This window comes from Candidatus Pelagibacter communis (assembly GCF_001179965.1).
In the GTDB taxonomy this organism is placed as follows: domain Bacteria; phylum Pseudomonadota; class Alphaproteobacteria; order Pelagibacterales; family Pelagibacteraceae; genus Pelagibacter.
The window spans coordinates 16,405-38,314 of sequence record NZ_CVSH01000053.1 but is presented as its reverse complement, the minus strand read 5'-3'; the positions used below and the strand labels follow the sequence as shown (position 1 = coordinate 38,314).

Genomic DNA, 21,910 nt, shown 5'->3' with positions numbered 1-21,910 from the left:
AATGACACAAGAATTTAGATTAAAAGATGAGGGATTAATTGATAGATCCAAAAAAATTTCATTTAAATTTAATGGAAAAAAATATTTTGGATATGAGGGAGATACCTTAGCGTCCGCTCTTATAGCAAATGGCGTTCATCTAGTTGGTAGAAGTTTTAAATATCATAGGCCAAGAGGCTTTTATGGTGCTGGAGTTGACGACCCTTATGCTCTTGTTCAGCTAATAAGAAATAATGAGACCATTCCAAATATTAAAGCAACAGAGCAAGAATTATTTGAAGGGCTTGAGGCTAAGAGTGTGAATTGTTGGCCAAATGTTAATTTTGACATAGGTGGAATTAATAATTTTTTAAGAATTTTTTTACCTGCCGGTTTTTATTACAAAACGTTTATGTGGCCAAAAAGTTTCTGGTATAGAATATATGAGCCATTTATTAGAAAGGCAGCTGGCTTTGGAGTTGTAACTCATGAGCACGATAAAGAAAGATATGAACATAAATATGAGTATTGTGATTTGTTGGTTACAGGATCAGGTCCATCAGGTTTAGCAAGCGCTTATTCAGCAGCTAAAAATGGCGCTAAAGTAATTCTAGCCGAAGATAAACCGAGATTTGGTGGAAGCCTTTTAACTAGTGAAGTTACAATTGGAAATCAAACAGGAAAAGAATGGGCAGACAAAATAGTAACTGAGCTTAAAGAGATGCCAAATGTTGTAGTAAAAAATAGAGCACAAGTGTTTGGTTATTACGATCACAATATGCTTGTCATGTCTGAAAGAATTTCTGAGCACATGCCAAAAACTGAAAAATTTATGCCAAAGCAGAAGTTATGGTACATAAGAGCAAAAGAAGTAGTAATATCCTCAGGCTCGATTGAGAGACCTATAGTTTTTGGAAATAATGATACCCCAGGTATTCTTCTTTCATCAGCTGCAAAGGAATATATGAAAGTATATGGAGTCTTGGTTGGTAAAAAACCTTTAATCTTTACAAATAATGACAGCGCCTATGAGACAGCGATAGAGTTTAAAAAAAATGGAATTAATCCGATAGTTCTTGATTCTAGAAAAGAGTTAAATTCTGATTTAATAACTGAGGCAAAGAATTTGGGTATAGATATTAAATTTGAACATGTAGTAGTAAATGCAAATGGTTATAGAAAAGTTAAATCTGCAGATATTGCTAAGATCTCTGAAGATAAAACTAATCTTGGAAAAATTGAGAATATTGCTTGTGATTGTATATGTGTATCAGGATTTTGGACACCTACAATTCATTTAGCATCTCAATCAGGAGGTAAGACAAAATTCAATAAAGATATTGATGCATTTATTCCAAGTCAATCTAAACAGAATGAAACAACAGTTGGATCTGCAAATGGGATATTTAATTTGAATGATACACTAAAAAATTCTTTTGAAGCAGGATACGAACTATCAAAAAAAATTACTAGCAAAGAAAATAAATTATCTGTGCCCGCAGTTGTTGAGAAAAAAAATTCAAAACATGATAAATTTTGGTGTGTCCCGTTACCAAAAGGTAAAAAGTATAAAAGATTTTTAGATTTTCAAAATGATGTAGCGGTTTCAGATATAGAATTAGCATTAAGAGAAGGTTACAGATCAATTGAGCATGTAAAAAGATATACAACATTAGGGATGGCTACTGATCAAGGTAAAACTAGTAATTTAAATGGTTTACAATTGGTTTCAAACATTGAAAACAAAGTAGTACCTGAGGTTGGTCATACAACTTTTAGACCACCTTACACCCCAGTATCTATTGGTGCGATTGTAGGTCGAGAGGTTGGCAAACACTCTAAACCAACTAGAAAATCTCCAATGCACTCATGGCATGAAAAAAATAATGCTGTATTTGTTGATGCAGGACTTTGGTTGAGGCCAAGATATTACAAAAAAGGAAATGAAACATTATTTGATGCTTCAAAAAGAGAAGCAGAAAATGTTAGAAAAAATGTTGGGGTATGTGATGTGACTACCCTAGGGAAAATTGACGTGAAGGGTCCAGATGCTGCAGAGTTTTTAAACAGAGTTTATACTAATGCATGGTTAAAACTTCCTGTTGGTAAAGCAAGATACGGAGTAATGTTAAGAGAGGATGGAATAGTAATGGATGATGGAACTACAACAAGAGTATCAGAAAATCATTACCATATGACAACAACAACTGCTCAAGCTGCAAATGTTCTATCTCATTTAGAATATTATCTTCAAATAGTTTGGCCCGAATTAAATGTAAATGTAGTATCAACAACAGAGCAATGGGCTGGAGCTGCAATTGCTGGACCTAAATCAAGAGATCTTCTTCAAAAACTTTTTCCTGAAACAGATTGCTCAAATGAAGGTTTACCTTTCATGGGATTTATCGAAACGAAATTATTTGGTGTTTACGCTAGAATTTTTAGAATTTCCTTTTCAGGAGAACTTGCATACGAGGTAAATGTTGAGTCAGATAATGGAAATTTTATGTGGGAAAAAATAATTGAATTAGGAGAAGAATTTAAGATACAACCTTATGGCACTGAGGCTTTATCAACTTTAAGAATTGAGATGGGGCATGTAGCTGGCTCAGAACTTGATGGTAGAACTACTCCATTTGATAACTCTCTAGAAGGTTTGTTAAGCAAAAAGAAAGATTTTATTGGAAAGAGATCTTTGCAAAAAGAGGCATTTATTTCACCTGATAGAGAAAAAATAGTTGGTGTTGTACCTCTAGATAAAAAAACAAGTATTCCAGAGGGGTCATACATTGTTAGAGATGCAAATGCGAAATTACCCAATCCAAAGCTAGGTCATGTTTCAGCATCTTGTTGGAGCGTTGAATATAATAATCCTTTTTCTCTTGCAATAATTAAAGATGGAAAAAACATGATAGGTCAAAAACTATTTGCACTATCACCACTGAAAAATAAATCAATTCCTGTTGAAATTGTTTCTTCTCATTATGTAGATCCAAAAGGAGAAAGAGTTAGGTCATGACAAGTATTTCTTCATTAAATAAAGTCCATCACTTAGGTCAATATGGCAATTTTGAAAATAAAGATGAAAATCAATTAATAAAAATAAAAGAAATTAAAAATATTTTTATATATCAAGTTGTAAAATTTAAAAATTCAAAAAAAAATAACACTGAGATAATAGTTGATAATCTCAATTTTCCTGAAGTACTTAAAGTAAACTCAAATGATCAAACACGAATCTTATGGATGGGACCAGAGAACTGGTTAGTTATTTCCTCAAATAATCTTTTAAATGAACTCAATGAAAAGTTTTCCACTACTGAATTTGCAGTTACAGATATTTCTCATTCAAGATCTATAATTGAGCTTCAAGGCTCAGATGTACTAGAGGTAATTAAAAAAGGATCACCATTTGATATTGAGAGCTTAAAAAAAAATAATTGTACTAATACAGTCTATAATGGAATCACCATTACAATTGACAATATCGAAGATAGTACAAATCAAATAAGAATTATATCTTTAAGAAGTTTTGGTGAGTCGCTCTACCATTCTGTCACAGATGCTTGTCTCGAGTATGGTTATAAAGCAATTTGATCGATCTCATTATGAACATATGTGGATAACTATTTTCTAGCACCTTGTAAAAATTCTAAATATCAGTACCCACAGATTTTATTTGAATCATGGGAAAATATATTAAAATTTTTGCACTATTATTTCTGACAGGGTGTCTCCAGTCTACAGCCTCACTTATTGGACCTGCCTACACTATTGGTTCATCTGGAAACATCTACCAAGCAGGATTAAGTTATGGTCTTAATGAAACATTACAAAGAACAACAGGCAAATCGACTATTGATCATGCTAAGTTGTTATTAGAAAACACTAAAAACTATCATCAACAAGGTAAAAATAAATTGAAAAATTACTCAAATAGAAGAACAAATAATATCAAAATTAGCTCAGTCGAGTTTTTTACTTCAGTAAAGTCAAATATTGAAAAAATCCCTGAATATTTTATCGATTGATAATTTAATTCATAAAATCATTTAGCTTATAAAAATTTTATAATATACCTACAGGTAATTTATGAATTCAATTGAAGGTAATTTTGAAAATCCTGAGGTAAATACTCTTCTTGAGAAACACTTTAAAGAACTAAGATCTGTTTCACCCGAAGGTAGTGCTCATGTCCTTGATATTCCAGGTTTAAAAGTTGAAAGTATAAAATTCTGGAGTCTTTGGGAGGAGAACAAGCTTATTGGTTGTGGTGCTTTGAAATTTTTAGAAGAGAACCATGGTGAATTTAAATCCATAAGGGTTGTGGATGAGTTTAGAAAAAAAGGTTATGGTATTAAAATTTTAGAACACCTAATAACAGAGGCAAAAAAACTTAAAATCAAAAAACTAAGTCTTGAAACAGGCTCCGGTGACTTTTTTATTCCTGCTAGAGCTTTATTTAAAAAACTTGGTTTTGTTGAATGTGATCCATTTGCACATTACAAAAAAGATCCAAACTCTTGTTATATGAGTTTAGAAATTTAATTATTTTAAAATATCATTTAAATTTTCAATTTGACCAATTTTGAATATTAAAGCATCATCTTCATTAAACCCAAAACTCTTGGCATTTCTTTTAAATCTTTTTGGAGGTTCTAATATAGGCTCTAACGATAGTACAAACGTACCCCAATGAGTGCCTAAAACCCTTTTGCTTTTTAGGTCTTTTGCGACTTCTAGTGCTTCCTCTGGCGTAGTATGATAAATGGATTTTTCAAACATAGGTCTAAAATCATACGCACCAATATTAATCATTGTCAAATCAATTGGCCCGTAGTCTTTACCCAATTTTTTATAAACTTCTCCATATCCAGTATCACATGCAAAAAATATTTTTTTTCCTTTATACTCAATTAAAAAATTACCCCAAAGAGTCTTATTAGTGTCTGTTAGGCTTCTTTTAGACCAATGCACGGCAGGCAAAAATGTTATTTTTAAATCATTTATTTTTACTTCATCGTACCAATCTAACTCTTTTACGTTTTTAAACCTATTATTGGTAAAATATTTTCCTAATTTTAAAGCTGTCAAAACTTTTGCATCTTTAAACGGAAATTTTCTTATAGTTTTTATGTCTAAGTGATCGTAATGATTATGCGTAAGTAAAAATAAATCAATTTTTGGTAATTCATTTAAATTTAAAGCTGGGTCAACATATCTTTTGGGTCCAAAAAATAATGGACCAGCATTTCTTGAAAAAACTGGATCTGTAATTATTGTTGTGTCACCCAATTTTATTAAAAATGTTGCATGACCAATCCACCCGATAAAATCATTATTTTGATTTTTTATCAGATTTTTTAGAACCACCTCTTTTTTTATTGAATGGTCACTGGGTAATGACATATCTAGTTTTTTCTTTTCTTTATTAAACGTCCTAAAAGACCAATTTACATTTTCTTTACGCTCAGGAGACCCCTCTGGATTTCTAAATTTTCCATCTGGTAAATGATGATAGAGTTTATTTTCCATTGTAATTCCTTGAATGTTAATAGCACAAATTAGCACAATAAAAATTATTAAATTAATTTTCATTATGCTATTTAATTATTCTTGTAAGATGACCCATTTTTCTTTTTGGCTTTATTGATTTTTTTTTATAATCAAAGAAAAATTCATTATCTTTAAGTTTTTTATCTCTGTATTCTAAAATATCATCACCAATTAAATTTATCATTTCCGCATTAAACATTTTTTCAGTGTTTATTTTTTCAAATTGACAAACTGCTCTTAAATGGTTTTCAAATTGGCTAACATTATGAGAGTTAATGGTAAGATGTCCTGAATTATGGACTCTTGGAGCAATCTCATTTACATAAAGATTATCTTTTTTATCAATAAAAAATTCAACACATAAAGTTCCTATGTAATCCAAGGACTCCGAAATAGAAACTGCCCATTCCTTAGATAACGTTTTAAGTTTATCATTTATTTCAGCGGGTATCTTTGAAGTTTTTAATATCTGGTCTTTGTGTACATTTTCAATAGGCTCATAAATTTCATAACTGTTTTTTTTAAATCTTGTTAAAATAATTGAAATTTCTTTTTTTAAATCAATAAATTTCTCTAAAATAAATTCATTATTGGTTTCTAATTTTAAATCTTTTAAATCATTTATCGAGTCAATTTTGAATTGGCCTTTTCCATCGTACCCCAAAGTACAAGTCTTCAAAAGACCAGGAATTAGATTTTTATTACTTTCTATTTCAATCTTACTTTTTATAGATTTGTAGCTGGTTGTTTTGATATTTAAATTATTAATAAAATTTTTCTCTAATAATCTATTTTGAATTACTTTATTAATCTCAGGTTTAGGATAAACTTTTTTTTGTTTATTTATTTGATCTAGCGTTTCAAAAGGAATATTTTCAAACTCAAAAGTAACTAAATCAACTTTATTTACAAATTCTTCAATACATTTTAAATCTTTATAATCTCCAAAGATAAAATCATCACAATAATGTTTTGCTGGAGCATCTTTATCGTTACAAAAAATTATAGTTTTAATCTCTAGCTTTTTGGCAGCTATTGCTAATAAACTACCTAATTGACCTCCGCCTAATATTCCAAGATTAACTTTGGTCATCTATTTAGGCTTTTTTTTTACAGATTTAGTTTGTTTTGTCTTCCAATTATTAAGACGTTTTTTTAGTTTTTTATCAGAAAGGGAAATTATAGATGCAGATAAAAGAGCAGCATTAATTGCCCCATCAACTCCTATAGCCACCGTACCTACAGGAACTCCTTTTGGCATCTGAACAATTGATAATAAACTATCAAGACCTTTCAGTTTTTTACTTTCTATTGGTACTCCTAATACTGGTAAACTTGTTAAAGAAGCAATCATACCCGGCAAGTGAGCCGATCCACCAGCACCAGCAATAATTACGGAAAAATTATTTTTCTCAGCACTTTTTGCAAAATCAAACATTCTTTTTGGAGTTCTGTGGGCTGAGACTATCTTAATCTCATGTTTAATTTTAAGTAATTTGAGTACGTTCACAGCATATTTCATAGTTGAATAATCAGATTGACTACCCATCACAATTGCGACTTTATGGTTTTTATTCTTAATCATCCGCATGTTTTAATATCAAAAATTTTAACACTATTATATATGTATTTATATGAATTATAAAATTGATAATCTTCAATACTGTAATTGGTCAAGAGAGGTATTTCAAATAAATAGAGAAGCAGAACTTGATGCAGTTCATGTAACAGTTGTTTATCATGAAGATTATGATGAGTTTTTAGATAGAGTAAAAGAGTGGGATAATCATTTTAAAGAAAATTCAGATTTAATTTTTCTTGGAAAAAACTTTAAGGATATTGAAAGAGCAAGAAAGGAAAATAAGACCGCTATTTTCTTTGGTTTTCAAAATTGCTCCCCAATTGAGGATGACATTGGTTTAATTGAAAAAGTTCATGAAAAAGGATGTAGATTCATGCAACTTACTTACAACAATCAATCATTACTAGCTACAGGATGTTATGAAAAAACTGATAGCGGTGTTACAAATTTTGGAAAAGAAGCTATAAAAGAAATGAATAGATTAGGTATTGTAGTTGACATGTCTCACTCAGCTGAAAAAAGTACTTTCGATGCAATTGATTTAAGCAAAAAACCAATTGCCATAACCCATGCTAATCCAAATTTTTGGCATAAAGCTTTAAGAAACAAATCAGATGATCTTTTAAAAGCACTGGCAAGTAGCAATGGAATGTTAGGTTTATCATTGTATGCTCACCATCTTAAAGATAGTACAAACTGTAAACTAGAAAGTTTTTGTGAAATGGCTGCAAGAACAGTTGATATAATGGGAATAAACAATGTAGGTATAGGCTCAGACCTTTGTTTAAATCAACCTGATTCTGTTGTTGAATGGATGAGAAATGGAACATGGACAAAAACAAAAAATTTCGGAGAGGGTTCAAAAAATAAACCTGGATTTCCTCAACAACCAGATTGGTTTTTGGATGCCAGAGGTTTTAAAAATTTAGAAACAGGATTAAAAAATATAGGTTTTAACAACGAGGATACAAATAAAATTTTAGGTAATAATTGGTATAATTTTTATAAAGGTATTAATTGATGAAAATTAATCTTAGAGATCCAAAGAAAATAATGAAATTATCAAAACTTGGATGTTTTCATCAATCCAAATTATCTTTCCTACGTTCATTTTTAAAAGAATTTAAAACCTGGAAATATAATAGAGATTTATTTGATTTGGACGAAAATGGATTTGGAAGAGCAGTTTATTCATTTAGCAAAAACAAAAGAATTTATTCATTAATATGTTTTGCTAATAAAATAGATGACAAAGAAAGATCTGATAGAGTTATCGCAACGAAATGGGACGCAGCATTTACTTTACACGATGGTATTCCTAGTAAAAATGATTTAGATCGCTTAAGTGAAAATGTTCCTAAACAAGAAGTTGGTAGAATGTCTTACAAAGAACTAACTTTATCAAGAGCAAACAAATCAGTAAGAATTTTTGACCACGTGGTTGATAGTCTTTCGAATGGAAGACAACCAGATAAGTCCAAAATTTCAGAAGTTGGTTATTTATATAGAACAACAGCTGTTTATGGCTCAGGAAAATTTGGTTTAGCTGATCGCTTTAGAATTAAAAATAGAAATGAAATTTTTGGTCCATTTAGATTGGAAATGATGTTAGTTTACCTAGTAAGACAATTTACATTTGACCAAGTTAATCATATTGCAAAATATAAAAATCCAAAAAAAGCTATAAAGTTAGATAATGATATTTGTAGAAATTTAGGAATTGGAAACTCAACAGGTTTAGGTATGGCACCTTTTATTGTAAATCATCCAACGCTATTAAATAATTGGATAGCAGCAAGAGAAAACGTACTAAAAAAAATTAGAGAGATCAAAGTAGTTGAAAAAAAAAGTGAGGATATCTTTAAAAATTGTCTCAAAAAATCTTTGAAAAATATATCTTCATGGACAACTGACAGTGAGTTTCAAAAGAAAAAAATTTTAAGTTTAAATGAGGATTTAATAAAATTTACAAAATTTTTAGACGAGAATTCTTTATTTCAAAATCAATATCCTTTCAATGAGATTTACTTATGGAGCGAGAAAAACCTCAAAGATGAGTGTATCGAATATATTGTTTCGATGATGATGGAACCTTTTGATGAAATTGTTGAGCCATATGTTTATAAAATGAGCTCTGAAGAAGATAAGTTTTTTACAATACCAGCAAGTCGTACTATTCATGATTTAAGAAGAATTTTAGAAGAAAAATATTCCGATATACTTAAAATTGACTTCTCAAAAAAAGAGAGCAATCAAAATTTTTGGTTCATATCTAAAAATAAAGAGGAGCCAAGGCTTGCTGATAGATTTCATGATAATGGTTCTGAATTAGAACAGCCCTTAGCAATAGCCAGAGATATTAATGAATTATATTCAAGGATTTCTAATGTGAAAAATAGTTTAAAGGTTGGTAAATTCCTTTTAGAAAATAATGATCTTAGACATGTAGTAAGAAGAGCATTTATAATTGAAAAATTTCCTTACGCAGAGATTCAGGATAACACAATTGGATCAGAATTAGTTGCAATTGACATGTTAAGACTGAAATTGTCTTTTTTTGGCGCAGTTAAATTTGATCCACGATCTGATAAATGGTTGAGAATTTCCATGTTTCAAGGCGCTCCTCTCCCAGAGGATTTAAATTCTTTTAATGATCATTGGGTTTATAATTCTTTAAATTGATGAGAAGTTTAAGTGAAATAGATACAATTGTTAAAAGAGCTAGCAAGGGTGTCGGTTATAGCTGGGGAATTGCAGAAGAAGTTGGAAAAAATATTAAACTATTAGAAACTTATGGTTTATCTGGTTTAAAAAACTTAAATGATTATTTTAACTCATTAAAATCAAAAAAATTTCAACACCTTACTCACATATCAACTGAAAATCAGTCTAAAATACCTTATTGTCCAATTATAGCTGGTACAAGTTTTCTAGATCAAATCGATGAGCTTAAAGATTTGGTTAATATTAAAATTGAAAATATGTCTTATCCAATTTTATTTTTACCCTTTTTAAGTAGAGCTTCAGAAATAGTTGGAAAAAAAATATCGCTTAAAATTGATGAAAAAATTTTTTTATTAAATTTTAATCAAAATATATATTCAAATTATTTTGCTAATGAAATATTAAAACATGCAGATTTAATTCAAATTTCTTTTATCAAAAATTCAAATACATTTGATCAAAATGAATGGGATAATTTATATAAGTTATCTACAAACACCTTTGTTGAGGAAACAGATGAGCTTAAAAAAAGTGCAGCAGGAGCTGGATTAACGGATAATGATTAAAAAATCTTTTATAAAACCTGATAAAAATGATCCAATTGAGGAATTAAACAATGTTTGTGAGGAATGTAAAAAAGAAGACGAAAGTGTAAGGCAAAATTTAATTCTAACAGGTTTTAAATTATGTAAGTCCTGCAGAACTTCAAAAACTATATTTCCAATTTAAGTAATATTCCCAGCTGGAAGTACATTCATTTTACTCATTACAAAAGAGACTGATAAAAAAGCAATAATTAAAAAGGATAAAAATATTATACCAAACGATTTAAAATTTGATTTCAGGTTAAGCACCTGTTTCATAGAGATAATTAAAGATGCAAATATCCAAAATTGCGTTAAAAAAATTATAGGAAATACCATTTCAGGAACTACAGCAAAAAACCTGAGCAAGCCAGGTGCATGCGCGTATCCCACTCCAACTAGAATATTTTTGAATGAAGCTTTAGTGTTTTTATCAGGAAATAGTTTGACACCAATGACGTAAATTAAAATTGACCAAAAGAACCAAGCGAAGATTGCTGTTATTCCCGAAACTCCTATTGATGTTTTGATTACTGTATTTGCGGCAATTGCACCAGCAACTCCATCTAATATCATAATCAAACCAGCAAAATAAATTCCAGCCTCACCAAAATACCTGCTGTTAGTATATAAAGATTTATCTAATTTAATTGATTTAAAAATTATATCTAAAAAAAAAGCAAACATATTATTTTTTATTTCGTTTTTTTTGTGCCTTGTAAGACACCAAAAGTGGAAAAAGTATTAAAACAATTGTTATGATTATGCAAACACCAATTAAAAATAATTTGGTCATTCTTATGGGGGGATAAAATCCCCCCAAAAATTATTTAGCCTTTTACAACTTCTCTTGTATTAGCATGGTAAGATTCAGTAAAAGGTATATCTACAACCACAGCATCTACTGGCTTACCCGGTTTTAATGAGTATTTTCTTGGCAAATGCACTTTATACCTGGTTCCAACTCTACCTTTTGGAAAACCATTGGGATTTTTTGTGCCATCGTATGGAACATATCCCATTGCTATATTTGTTCCCTTTTCAGGATGATACCAAGGAGATGTTACAAAACCAACAGGCTTACCTCCACTGGCTTTTGAAATTAACCAAAAATCTGGAGCATATTCAGTTATCGGTTTACCACCAAGTTCTAAACCAACCAACTGAAGTTTATAAGGTTTCTTACCAGACTTAAGTTGAGATTTCATTTTTTCTAATGCAGCTTTACCAATATAATTAGCTTTCTTTTTCCACTCACCTTTTCCTGAAAGTGAAACCTGATAACCAAGATTACACTGAAAAGGATTGTGCTCATGATCTAGATCTTGACCCCAAGATAAAATTCCTGCTTGAATTCTTCTGTGGTGTGCTGGAGCGATCACTCTTAATTTATGTTTTTTTCCAGCTTTCAGAACAGCATTCCACATATCATCAGCGTATTTAGTTGCATTCTTTAAATATATTTCATAACCAGCTTCTCCAGAAAAACCTGATTGAGAAATAATGCATTCTCTTCCACCAACTCTGGCTTTTGCTAATCCATAATATGGCATGTTATCTAAATCCACTTGTCTTCCTATTAAATCTTTCATTAAAGCTTTAGATTTAGGCCCTTGTATTTGAACCGGACATGCATCTATTTCATCTATTTCGCACTTAAACTTTTTGTTAGCATTAACTCCTTGGAGGTATAATCCAATATCACTATCAGACAAACTAAACCAAAATTCATCTTTTGCTACTCTTAACAAAATAGGATCGTTCAAAACTCCACCTTTATAGTTACAAAGAATTACATACCTTGCTCTCATTGGAGAAATTTTTGTTGCGTCTCTAGTAATTACATAGTTAACAAATTTTTCAGCATCTCTACCTTTAACTCTAATTTGTCTCTCAACAGCAACATTCCACATTGTTACATCATTTTTAATTGATTTATATTCTACCATTGCTCCATTTTTGCCTTTTACATATCCTCTTGGATGGTAAATACGATTATAAACTGTTGCTCTCCAACATCCTGCTCTCATTGATAAATGCCAGTAGGGTGATTTTCTCACTCTTGTCGATATTAATAATTCAACTTTTGTTGGACCGCTTTGTCTTAAATTATATGGAACATGTCGATCTGATTGATTTACAGATGTTTCATGCTTTAGTCTTGAATAATCAAACTCTTTAGACATATTTATTCTCCTTCAACCACTTGTTAGTTTCCTTCAAGCCGCCGAATGTATAAATGTGAAAAAAATCGGTGTGCATTTTTAATTTCTCAATTAATTCATTTGGGTCTTTAGGTTTTAATAAATCTAACGCCTTACTAAAATTAGATTTAAGAAAATTTAAGGAATTTTTTGCTCCAACAATATTCGCAAATTTAATTAAGCTTGATATTTTTAGAGGTCCAGTAATTCCAACATGCACTGGCACGCTTTGTTTAGAAATAAAATCTACGATTGGCTGAGGATCTAATAACCACTGGGTTACGATATAATCAGCATAAGGCTTTTTATCTATCATAGCTTTTTCTAAATCTGAATCGGATATATCAGGACTCCCCTCAGGATGTCCAGCAATTCCTATCTTCATCTTCTCAAAATAACCAGTCTCTAAAAGTTGAAACGAGCTATCAAATTTTCCTGCTGGCTCACGACCCCCACCTATAACTAAAACTTGCTTTACGCCCCCGTCCTTGCACATGGACACATATTCTTTAAGTTGATTATTATTTTCAATTGATCTTGCTGGAAAGTGAGGGATTGGATTATACCCTTTTTTAACAAGATTTATTGCTTGCTGGGCTGTCTCTTTATAGTCTCCTCCAGGTAGCATTGTAATATAAACATCTTTAAGATTAGGTAAGGTTTCTAGGTCTGTTTTGGGACCAATTTCAACAGAAAATTTCATAACTGGATATTTATTTATTTTGAAATTTCTGTCTATAAAAATCGCTTGATATGGGATAAGAAAACTATCTTTTTGTGCCTCGGTGTTTTTGAATTCTTCGGCCGTATTCTTGAGTAATTCTATCAAAAATTATCGCCAAAGCCACGATTGCAAGTCCATTAAATAAACCTAATGCTAAATATTGGTTAGATATAGCTCTTAAAATTGGAACCCCAAGTCCTTTTACCCCGATCATAGAGGCTATTACAACCATAGCTAATGCCATCATTATAGTTTGGTTAACTCCAGCAAACACTGTAGGCAATGCAAGAGGTATTTGCACTGTTCTTAATTTTTGTAATTTTGTTGCACCAAAAGCTTCACTAGCTTCAATTGTTTCTTTATCCACCTCTCTAATTCCTAAGTTAGTAAGTCTTATCACGGGTGGGATTGCATAAATACATACTGCAATTAAACCTGGAATTTTCCCAATACCTAATAACATTAATATCGGTATCAAATATACAAAGCTTGGTATTGTTTGCATCATGTCTAAAACTGGAAGCATTGCTCTTTCAACTCTATCTGATCTTGCCATCAGAACCCCAATTGGAATACCAACCGCTATACACATAATTGTACAAACTGTAATTATAGCTACTGTTGCCATGCAATCTTTCCACATGCCGAAGTAGCCGATTAACATAAATGCAACAACACTTCCTATAACTAGTTTCCAGCTTCTTGAACCCAACCATGCTAAAGCACCAAGAACTAATAAGATTATTGGCCAAGGTGTTGCTAATAATAACTTTTCTAATTTAATTAAAAAAAATAACAATGGATCGAAAAACGCTTCGATGGAGTCACCATATGATCTTGAAAAATCCCTAAAAGCGAAATCAATTCCTTTTCTCAACTCCATGAGAGAAGATCGTTCCATAACAGGAAATTTCGTTAAAAAATCCATATCAAACTTAAAGATTAACGAGCCTATAATTAAATAGGCTCGTTAATAAATTTATAAATTACAGACCAGCTTTGATTTTTTTCTTAGCTGCTGAAGATACCCATTTACCCCAAACACCTTCATGCTGCTTTAAAAACTCAACTGCAGCATCCGAACCTTTAGCTTGGTTATCAGCCATATAAACTAACATAGAGTTCATAACGTCACCTGGATAAGTTCGCTTTTTAACATATTTCAAAGCGTCTTTTCCTCCAGTTTTTGCAAAGTTTGCAGTAACGATAGAGTTTACCTCTGATTTAGTCCAAGCAGTTGGTTTTGGATCTGCACAATCTTGTTCAGCTAAAGTAATACAGTTATCCCAGTTATCTCTGCTGTGAAACTTCACACCAAAGTCGACTGATATCAAACCATATTTTCCAACCATTGATGTTGGGTTCCAATAGTAACCAAACCATGGGCTACCTGAGTCAGCAGCTTTAGATATTGTTCCATCTAAACCAGCAGCTGAACCTGGATCGATTAATACCCAACCTTTTTTCTCCATTTCAAATGCTCTGAAAAGGTTTGCATTAGCTAATTGACATCCCCAACCTGCTGGACAACCAACAAAAGCTCCTTTTGAAGGATCTTCTTTTGATGGAAACCACTCTGGGTGCTCTAAAATTTCCATTGCTGTCATCCCTTTAATCTCTGGATGTTTTTCAACAGTTCCTGGAGTAATCCACCAACCTTCACCAAGACCAGTAATTGGAGCTTGGTTAGCAATGATTAATCTTTTCTCTGAAACTGCTTTTTTTAATGGTGTGTAAACAGCATTTGCCCATTGTTCTGGGTTCATGTCTGGCTCACCTTTTTCATCCATTGAAGTAAAAGTTGGCATAGTTGCACCAGGTATAAGCTCAACCTCGCAACCGTAACCTTTTTCAAGGATAATTTTATCTACGTTAGCCATTAACTCAGCAGAAGCCCAGTTCTGTTCAGCAATAACTAATTTTCCACATGATGCATTTGCAATCCCACTAAAAGAAGTGAAACCCAATATTACAAGTGCGGAAACAAGTATGTTTTTTATTTTCATTATATTTCCCCTTAATTAATTAAAGTGCTTAATGAGAACATATAGAAAAATAAAAAGCAAATTTAACTCAACTTCGAGTTGTAGATAAATTGTTTTGCAAAGCATAATTTCTAGATGTAGTCTTAATTTATGTCTAAGGAAAAATGTGACTGTCTTAAAAAATTTAGAGTTCTAGGGTATTTTTCTTTTGATGATCTATACCTAAATAGATTTTATTTCAGATTACATTCAAATTATTTTCAGAGTCATTAATTTTATTAAATTTAATTTAAATAATAAAATTATTAAGGAGGATTAATGACAAAAGATTTAATAACAAGATTAAATGAAGGACCTGTTCTTTTTGCAGAGGGATATTTATTTGCAATGGAAAGAAGAGGATATTTATCGGCAGGTGCATTTGTACCTGAAGTGGTATTGGAGCATCCTGAAGTAGTTTCTCAATTACATAGAGAATTTATTAGAGCAGGCACTGATATTGTTCAAGCTTTTACTTATTATGGTCACAGAGAAAAGCTTAGACTGATTGGTAAAGAAGATTTGCTGGAACCACTTCAAAAAAATGCTCTTCAAATTGCAAAAGACGCAAGAGATGAGTTTAAAGATTTGGATCTATTAGTTTGCGGTGATGTTGCAAATACTAATATTTACAATCCAGATGACAAAAAAAGTCATATTGAGTGTCAAAAAATGTACGAAGAGCAAGTTGGCTGGGCAAAAGAAGCAGGCGTTGATTTTATAGTAGCTGAAACAATTAATTGGACTGAAGAAATGAAAATTGCTTTAAAGGCAATAAAAGATGCAGGCATGATAGCTGTGACAAACTTCTCAATTAAAAAAGGTGACAAAACAAGAGAAGGTCATACCCCAGGCGATGCATGTAAAATTATGGAAGATTTGGGCGCAGATGTTGTTGGTCTTAATTGTTATAGAGGACCTGCAATGACAATGAAACTTCTGCCAGAAATTAGAAAAAAAGTTTCTTGTCACGTTGCTGCATTACCAGTTCCATACAGAACCACTGAAGAACAACCTGGTTTTTTAAATCAAAAAGATCCAGGATGTGATTGTATACCAGGTGGGAATGCTTTTCCTGTAGCTTTAGATAATTTGTACTGCAATAGATTTGAAATGGCTGAATTTGCTAAAGATTGTCTGAAACAAAATATAAATCTAATTGGAATTTGCTGTGGTGCAGAACCTCATCATGTTAGAGAAATGTCTGTAGCTCTTGGCAGAAAACCAATTGCTTACAAATATTATCCTGACATGAGTAGACACTGGCTTCATGGAAAGGATAAATCATTTTTAGAGCTTAATACTAAAATGAAAGATAAATATTAATGGAAAAAAACGCCAAAGTAGTAATTATCGGTGGCGGAGTAGTTGGATGCTCAATTCTTTATCATTTATCTAAATTTGGATTAAAAGATTGTATTTTACTTGAGAGAAATGAATTAACTTCAGGATCATCTTGGCATGCAGCTGGAAATGTCCACGTTATTTCCTCTGATCCAAATATCTCAAGAATGATGGCATATACTATAGGTCTTTATAAAGAGATTGAGAAAGAATCTGGGCATTCAGTTGGTTTTAAACCTAGCGGTGGTTTTTATTTAGCTTCAAATGATGTGTGGGCTGAATATTTAAAAAGAGAAAGATCTAAAGCAAGATATATGGGTTTAGATCAAGAATTTATATCTCTAGAAGAAGTTAAAAAAAAACATCCCTTAATTGATCCAAAAAAGTATTTATTAGCATTATGGGATCCAATTGATGGAGAGGTAGATCCATCTGGTGTTACGTATGCTTTTGCAAAAGCTGCAAAAGTTCATGGTGGCAAATATTATACTCATACAGTGGTGAAGGATACGAAGCAAAAGCCAGATGGTTCGTGGGATGTATTTACAGACAAAGGAAATATCAATGCAGAAATCGTTATTAATGCTGGAGGATTATGGGCTAGAGAAGTTGGGCATCTATCAGGTGTAGATCTTCCTGTTCAGCCAATGGAGCATCACTATTTAATTACTGAGACAATTCCAGAAATAGAGGCAATGGGTGATCAAAGATTACCTATTGGAACAGATTTTGAAGGAAATATTTATTTTCGACAAGAAGCAAAAGGAATGTTGTTGGGAACTTATGAACCTAAATCAACACCATGGAAAGTGGAGGGCACTCCAATGAATTTTGGCCATGAACTTTTAGAGCCAAAATTAGAAAACATTCAAGATAGATTAGCAATTGGTTTTAAAAGAATGCCTGCTTTAGAAAGAGCTGGTATTAAAAATATTGTAAATGGACCTTTTACTTTTGGGCCAGATGGTAGCCCATTAATTGGACCAGTTCCTGGTATGAAAAATTATTGGGTAGCGGTTGGAGTTATGGCAGGATTTTGCCAAGGTGGTGGAGTTGGCAAATGTATAGCAGAGTGGATTATAGATGGCGAACCATCAATTGATGTATGGGCTATGGATGTTGCAAGATTTGGAGAATATGCAACACCTCAATATGGAACAATAAAATCTTCTGAAAATTATGAGAGAAGATTTATTATGACCTTTCCCAATGAAACTTTACCAAAAGGTAGAAAACAAAAAAACCACAGCTCTATACGATCGTTTTGTTAATCAAGGTGCAGTAATGGGAGACGGTTTTGGTTTAGAAAGTGTTTTGTGGTTTGCTAATGATAAAAAAGATGCATACGAGGAACCAACAATAAAAAGATCAAGATCACATAATTATGTATCCAAGGAAGTAATAAATGTTAGAGAAAATGTTGGGGTGATGGAACTTGCGAATTTTTCAAAACACGAATTTAAAGGGCCAGATGCCAAAAAATTTCTTGATTACGTTATGGCAGGAAAACTGCCAAAACCTGGAAGAATTTCCCTAAGCCCAATGCTAACTAGGAAAGGAAAATTATATGGTGATTTAACAGTTGCTTGCATGGATGATAATGAATTTATGATATTTGGATCTGGTGCAGCTCAAGAGATGCATAGAAGATGGTTTGAAAGCCATATAGGTAAGTTTAATCTAGAATATAAAAATAGATCTGATGATTTTCATGGACTAGCTATTTCAGGTCCAAAATCTAGGGAAGTACTGCAAAAAGTTGTAAGAGATAATGTATCTAATGAAAAATTTAAATTTAGAGACTCTAGAAGAATGTATGTTGCGGGAGTGCCAGCTATAGTCAATAGAATTTCCTTTACGGGAGAACTGGGTTACGAAATATATGTTGCTCCTCACTATCAAATAAAATTGTATGAAGAATTAACTGAGGCTGGAAAAGAATTTAATATTAAACCATTTGGATTAAGAGCTTTAATGTCGATGAGATTAGAAAAAAATTGGGGTGCATGGACATTAGACTACAGGCCCGATTTTACAGCTAAAGAAACAGGATTAGACGCTTTTATTAATTGGGATAAAGAGTTTATTGGTAAAAAATATGCCAAAGAAGATAAAAGCTCAAACAAACTTACACCTATGGTAGTTGAGACAAACGAAATCGATGTAACTTATAATGAAGCTGTATTAAAAGATGATAAGGCGATAGGATATGTAACTTCAGGGGGTTTTGCCCATTTTGTAAATAAAAGTGTTGCGTTCAGTTATTTAGATACAAATAAATTAAATTCAGGAAAAGGAATTCAAGTAGAAATTAACGGAGACTTATTTAATTGCAATTTAATTAAAGAACCACTTTATGATCCAAGCGGATCAAAAATGAGAAGTTAAATGATTTCTGATGAAGATAAAATAATGATGGAAACCCTTTATTGGTGGGGTATTCCAACTTTATTTAGATGCAAAAATGATCCAGATCCAAAAAATTGTGATATTGCATTAGTAGGCATTCCCCATAGCACTGGAAACGGAACAACAGAAAGAGACCAACATTTAGGTCCAAGAGCAGTAAGAAATATATCTGCAATGTTAAGACGATCACATTTTGATTATAAAATTGATCCTTGGAAAACAAATAAAATTAACGATCTTGGAGATGTTCCATTACCGGAGGCAAATGATAATGAGAAATGTATAGAAAGAATTTCTAAATTTTATGACTTTATTGAGCAGGCAGAAAAACCAGTTGTTTCTATTGGAGGAGATCACTCAATTACTGGAGGAATAATTCAAAGCTTAGCAAAAAAAAATTCAAAGCTAACCAAAGGAAAAAAAATTACTTTAGTGCATTTTGATGCTCACACTGATTGTTTTGAGAAACTAGATCATTTTTTAGGAGCAAAAAAATCAGCAGCTCACTGGGCTTCATATTTAGTCAAACAAGGTAACGTTGATCCCCATACAAGTACTCAAATTGGCATTAGGGGAAATCCAAGGACTTTAGATTGGCTTCAGGCAAGTTACGATGTTGGATATCAAGTGATTACAATGGATGAATTTAGATCTCTTGGACAAAAAAAATGTTCTGAAATGATAATAGATAAATTTGGTGATAATCCAATTTATATTACTTTTGATTTAGACTGTTTGGATCCTAGTGTCGCCCCAGGTGTTGCCAATATAGAGCCAGCTTACAATGGTTTTAATATGGATGAAGTTAGAAAACTTTTACAAAGTTTAAAAGGTAAAAATGTAATAGGTGGGGATGTAGTTTGCTTAATGCCGACAAAAGATAGTCCAAATCAAATTACAGCAATGGTTGCTGCTTCAGTAATGTTTGAAATAATTTGTTTAATCTCAATTAATTTAGGAAAAAAATAACTATGTCTCAAAAAGATGTCGGTAACAAAGTACCCATATATAAATTAAAAAAAACAGATGAAGTTATGAAATATTACGATGAATGGGGAGAAGGAAATAAATATGACAAAGATATGGTTGATTGGAATTATACTGGTCCAAAAGAAACAACCGAAGTTTATATAAAGTACGAGAAAAATAAAAATTCAAAAATTTATGATGCTGGATGCGGCACAGGTTTAGTAGGTGTTGAACTGAAAAAGCATGGTTTTTCTAATTTTTATGGAGCAGATTTATCACAAAAACTTTTAGACTTAGTACCAAAAGGTCTTTATCACAAATTAGATAAAGTTGATTTAAATAAGCCCATTAATGAAAGAGACAATTCTTTTGATGCCGTAATGTGTGTGGGTACTTTCACTTTCGGTCACGTTAAACCGCCTGCTTTAGATGAATTTATAAGAATTACAAAAGATAAAGGGTTAATTTGTTTCACGATAAATGAGGGAATTCACGAAGAATATGGTTTTGATAAAAAAATTGATCAACTAAACAAAGATAATAAATGGAAAGAGATTGAATTTTTCAAATCAGATTATATTGCCAGTAAGGACGTAAACGCTTGGCTTGGGTTGTATGAAGTGATAAAATAAGTCATGTCTGATATTTATAATATTATAAATAAAGAAAAACTTGATATTGTAAGTAAGCCTATTAAAGACGCTCACGGACTTCCAAATGAGTGTTACACTAGTAAAGAATATACTTTAATTGAGAGAAAAAAGTTATTTGAAGATAAATGGATGGTAATAGGGGTTGCAAGCTCTTTACCAAATGTTGGAGACGCAAAACCAGTAGATATTCTAGGTATGCCAATACTTCTTGTTAGAGGTAAAGATAAAAAAATAAGAGTCTTCCATAATGTTTGTAGCCATAGAGGACTTAAATTAGTAACCAAACCAGGAAATATTAAAAACGTTATTAGATGTCCTTATCATTCTTGGTCTTATAATTTTGATGGTGAATTAGTTGCAACACCACATATTGGTGGCATGAATATCCACCAAACAAAAGATTTTGAAAGATCTAAAAGTAATCTTAAAGAAATACGATCATATATTTGGCTAGATTTAATAATGATTAATATAAATAATAATGAAATGTCTTTTGAAGAATATATCAAACCTCTCAGTGATCGATGGGAGGAATTTTGGCCAATCAAAGATAGAGAGCTCATTAACCACTCAAATGACTTTGGATATTTTAAATTAAATGCAAATTGTAATTGGAAGTTTGCAATTGAAAATTATTGTGAAAGCTATCATTTGCCATGGGTACATCCAGGCTTAAATTCATATTCTAAAATAGAAGATCATTATCATATTCAAGGGTTGCCAAATCGTTTTGCGGGACAAGGAACAGTTGTTTATAATCCAAGATTTGAGGGAAAAGAAAAATTTCCGTGTTTTCCTAATTGGCCAAAAAATAAAGAAAACATTGCAGAGTATGTAGCTTTATTTCCAAACGTAATGCTAGGTATTCATAAAGATCATTATTACGCTTATTGGTTAGAACCAATTAATCATGAATTCACACTTGAACATATGGAATTGTATTATGTTGGAGAAGAAGCAGCTAATTCAAAAAAATTCGAGTCATTAAGAAAACAAAACCATAAACAATGGGAAGATATTCAAAAGGAAGATGTTGATATTATACAAGGTATGCAAATTGGAAGAAATTCGCCAGTTTATAATGGTGGTAATTTTTCTCCAGTTATGGATAATCCAACTCATCATTTTCATAAATGGGTAGCACAAAATTTAATTTAA

General features: G+C 31.6%; 20 protein-coding genes and 1 pseudogene. 13 read left to right on the top strand and 8 right to left on the bottom strand.

All coding sequences use genetic code 11. The annotated features are described in order from the left end of the window. Position 1 precedes the first annotated feature (1 nt). The 4 genes from AMN73_RS03580 (at position 2) to AMN73_RS03565 (ending at position 4,527) form a co-directional block, all read left to right on the top strand. The gene (locus AMN73_RS03580) at positions 2-2,998 is read left to right on the top strand and encodes a sarcosine oxidase subunit alpha family protein (protein WP_075534912.1); all 2,997 of its coding nucleotides are present in this window, start codon (positions 2-4) and stop codon (positions 2,996-2,998) included. Beyond that, positions 2,995-3,576 carry a sarcosine oxidase subunit gamma gene (locus AMN73_RS03575; protein WP_075534911.1) on the top strand — a complete coding sequence of 194 codons (582 nt, stop codon included), beginning with the start codon at positions 2,995-2,997 and terminating at the stop codon, positions 3,574-3,576. Before AMN73_RS03580 ends, AMN73_RS03575 begins: the two co-directional genes overlap by 4 nt. An 89-nt stretch (positions 3,577-3,665) precedes the next feature. Further along, positions 3,666-4,010 carry a hypothetical protein gene (locus AMN73_RS03570; protein WP_075534910.1) on the top strand — a complete coding sequence of 115 codons (345 nt, stop codon included), beginning with the start codon at positions 3,666-3,668 and terminating at the stop codon, positions 4,008-4,010. Positions 4,011-4,071: 61 nt separating this feature from the next. Further along, positions 4,072-4,527, top strand: a complete 456-nt coding sequence (locus AMN73_RS03565) for a GNAT family N-acetyltransferase (RefSeq protein WP_075534909.1) — start codon at positions 4,072-4,074, stop codon at positions 4,525-4,527. Here the strand turns inward: AMN73_RS03565 and AMN73_RS03560 are convergent, their stop codons facing one another. The 3 genes from AMN73_RS03560 to purE form a co-directional block, all read right to left on the bottom strand. Next, entirely contained in the window at positions 4,528-5,514 is a 987-nt protein-coding gene (locus tag AMN73_RS03560) for an MBL fold metallo-hydrolase (protein ID WP_075534921.1), read from the bottom strand. A gap of 67 nt (positions 5,515-5,581) precedes the next feature. Further along, the gene (locus AMN73_RS03555) at positions 5,582-6,628 is read right to left on the bottom strand and encodes a 5-(carboxyamino)imidazole ribonucleotide synthase (RefSeq protein ID WP_075534908.1); all 1,047 of its coding nucleotides are present in this window, start codon (positions 6,626-6,628) and stop codon (positions 5,582-5,584) included. Continuing rightward, on the bottom strand, positions 6,629-7,120 hold the full coding sequence (purE, locus tag AMN73_RS03550; protein ID WP_075534907.1) for a 5-(carboxyamino)imidazole ribonucleotide mutase: 492 nt from the start codon (positions 7,118-7,120) through the stop codon (positions 6,629-6,631). A 49-nt stretch (positions 7,121-7,169) separates the two neighbouring features. Here purE and AMN73_RS03545 point away from each other — a divergent pair, with 49 nt between their 5' ends. From AMN73_RS03545 to AMN73_RS04430, 4 genes are read left to right on the top strand one after another with little or no spacing between them, the layout of a single operon-like run. Next, positions 7,170-8,138: a membrane dipeptidase gene (locus AMN73_RS03545; protein WP_075534906.1), complete on the top strand. Its 969-nt coding sequence runs from the start codon at positions 7,170-7,172 to the stop codon at positions 8,136-8,138. Beyond that, positions 8,138-9,799, top strand: a complete 1,662-nt coding sequence (locus AMN73_RS03540; RefSeq protein WP_075534905.1) for a hypothetical protein — start codon at positions 8,138-8,140, stop codon at positions 9,797-9,799. Before AMN73_RS03545 ends, AMN73_RS03540 begins: the two co-directional genes overlap by 1 nt. Beyond that, positions 9,799-10,407: a DUF3726 domain-containing protein gene (locus tag AMN73_RS03535; RefSeq protein ID WP_075534904.1), complete on the top strand. Its 609-nt coding sequence runs from the start codon at positions 9,799-9,801 to the stop codon at positions 10,405-10,407. Before AMN73_RS03540 ends, AMN73_RS03535 begins: the two co-directional genes overlap by 1 nt. Next, complete coding sequence (locus AMN73_RS04430; protein ID WP_179850075.1) at positions 10,400-10,570, top strand: hypothetical protein; 171 nt, start codon at positions 10,400-10,402, stop codon at positions 10,568-10,570. The genes AMN73_RS03535 and AMN73_RS04430 overlap by 8 nt, the downstream gene beginning before the upstream one ends. Here the strand turns inward: AMN73_RS04430 and AMN73_RS03530 are convergent. The 5 genes from AMN73_RS03530 to AMN73_RS03510 all read right to left on the bottom strand — a co-directional run bounded on the left by AMN73_RS03530 (position 10,567) and on the right by AMN73_RS03510 (position 15,359). Then, positions 10,567-11,112 (bottom strand): hypothetical protein, encoded by a 546-nt coding sequence (locus tag AMN73_RS03530; protein ID WP_075534903.1) that lies wholly within the window; start codon positions 11,110-11,112, stop codon positions 10,567-10,569. The genes AMN73_RS04430 and AMN73_RS03530 overlap by 4 nt on opposite strands. 143 nt (positions 11,113-11,255) lie before the next feature. Continuing rightward, entirely contained in the window at positions 11,256-12,611 is a 1,356-nt protein-coding gene (locus AMN73_RS03525; RefSeq protein ID WP_075534902.1) for a glycine cleavage T C-terminal barrel domain-containing protein, read from the bottom strand. Then, entirely contained in the window at positions 12,604-13,332 is a 729-nt protein-coding gene (locus tag AMN73_RS03520; protein WP_075534901.1) for a methylenetetrahydrofolate reductase, read from the bottom strand. The genes AMN73_RS03525 and AMN73_RS03520 overlap by 8 nt, the downstream gene beginning before the upstream one ends. Positions 13,333-13,396: 64 nt before the next feature. Further along, positions 13,397-14,281, bottom strand: a complete 885-nt coding sequence (locus AMN73_RS03515) for an ABC transporter permease (protein ID WP_075534900.1) — start codon at positions 14,279-14,281, stop codon at positions 13,397-13,399. 58 nt (positions 14,282-14,339) lie between these two features. Beyond that, positions 14,340-15,359, bottom strand: coding sequence for a glycine betaine ABC transporter substrate-binding protein (locus tag AMN73_RS03510; protein ID WP_075534899.1), 1,020 nt, complete (start codon positions 15,357-15,359; stop codon positions 14,340-14,342). A gap of 297 nt (positions 15,360-15,656) precedes the next feature. Between AMN73_RS03510 and AMN73_RS03505 the strand changes: the two genes are divergently transcribed. The 5 genes and pseudogenes from AMN73_RS03505 to AMN73_RS03485 all read left to right on the top strand — a co-directional run bounded on the left by AMN73_RS03505 (position 15,657) and on the right by AMN73_RS03485 (position 21,910). After that, entirely contained in the window at positions 15,657-16,703 is a 1,047-nt protein-coding gene (locus AMN73_RS03505; protein WP_075534898.1) for a homocysteine S-methyltransferase family protein, read from the top strand. After that, positions 16,703-19,109: pseudogene (locus AMN73_RS04625) on the top strand (GcvT family protein). The gene AMN73_RS03505 and the pseudogene AMN73_RS04625 overlap by 1 nt, the downstream one beginning before the upstream one ends. Then, positions 19,110-20,099 carry an arginase family protein gene (locus AMN73_RS03495; RefSeq protein ID WP_075534897.1) on the top strand — a complete coding sequence of 330 codons (990 nt, stop codon included), beginning with the start codon at positions 19,110-19,112 and terminating at the stop codon, positions 20,097-20,099. It abuts the pseudogene before it with no gap. Between the two features lie 2 nt (positions 20,100-20,101). Next, positions 20,102-20,731, top strand: a complete 630-nt coding sequence (locus AMN73_RS03490; RefSeq protein ID WP_075534896.1) for a class I SAM-dependent DNA methyltransferase — start codon at positions 20,102-20,104, stop codon at positions 20,729-20,731. A gap of 3 nt (positions 20,732-20,734) precedes the next feature. After that, positions 20,735-21,910, top strand: a complete 1,176-nt coding sequence (locus AMN73_RS03485; protein ID WP_075534895.1) for an aromatic ring-hydroxylating oxygenase subunit alpha — start codon at positions 20,735-20,737, stop codon at positions 21,908-21,910.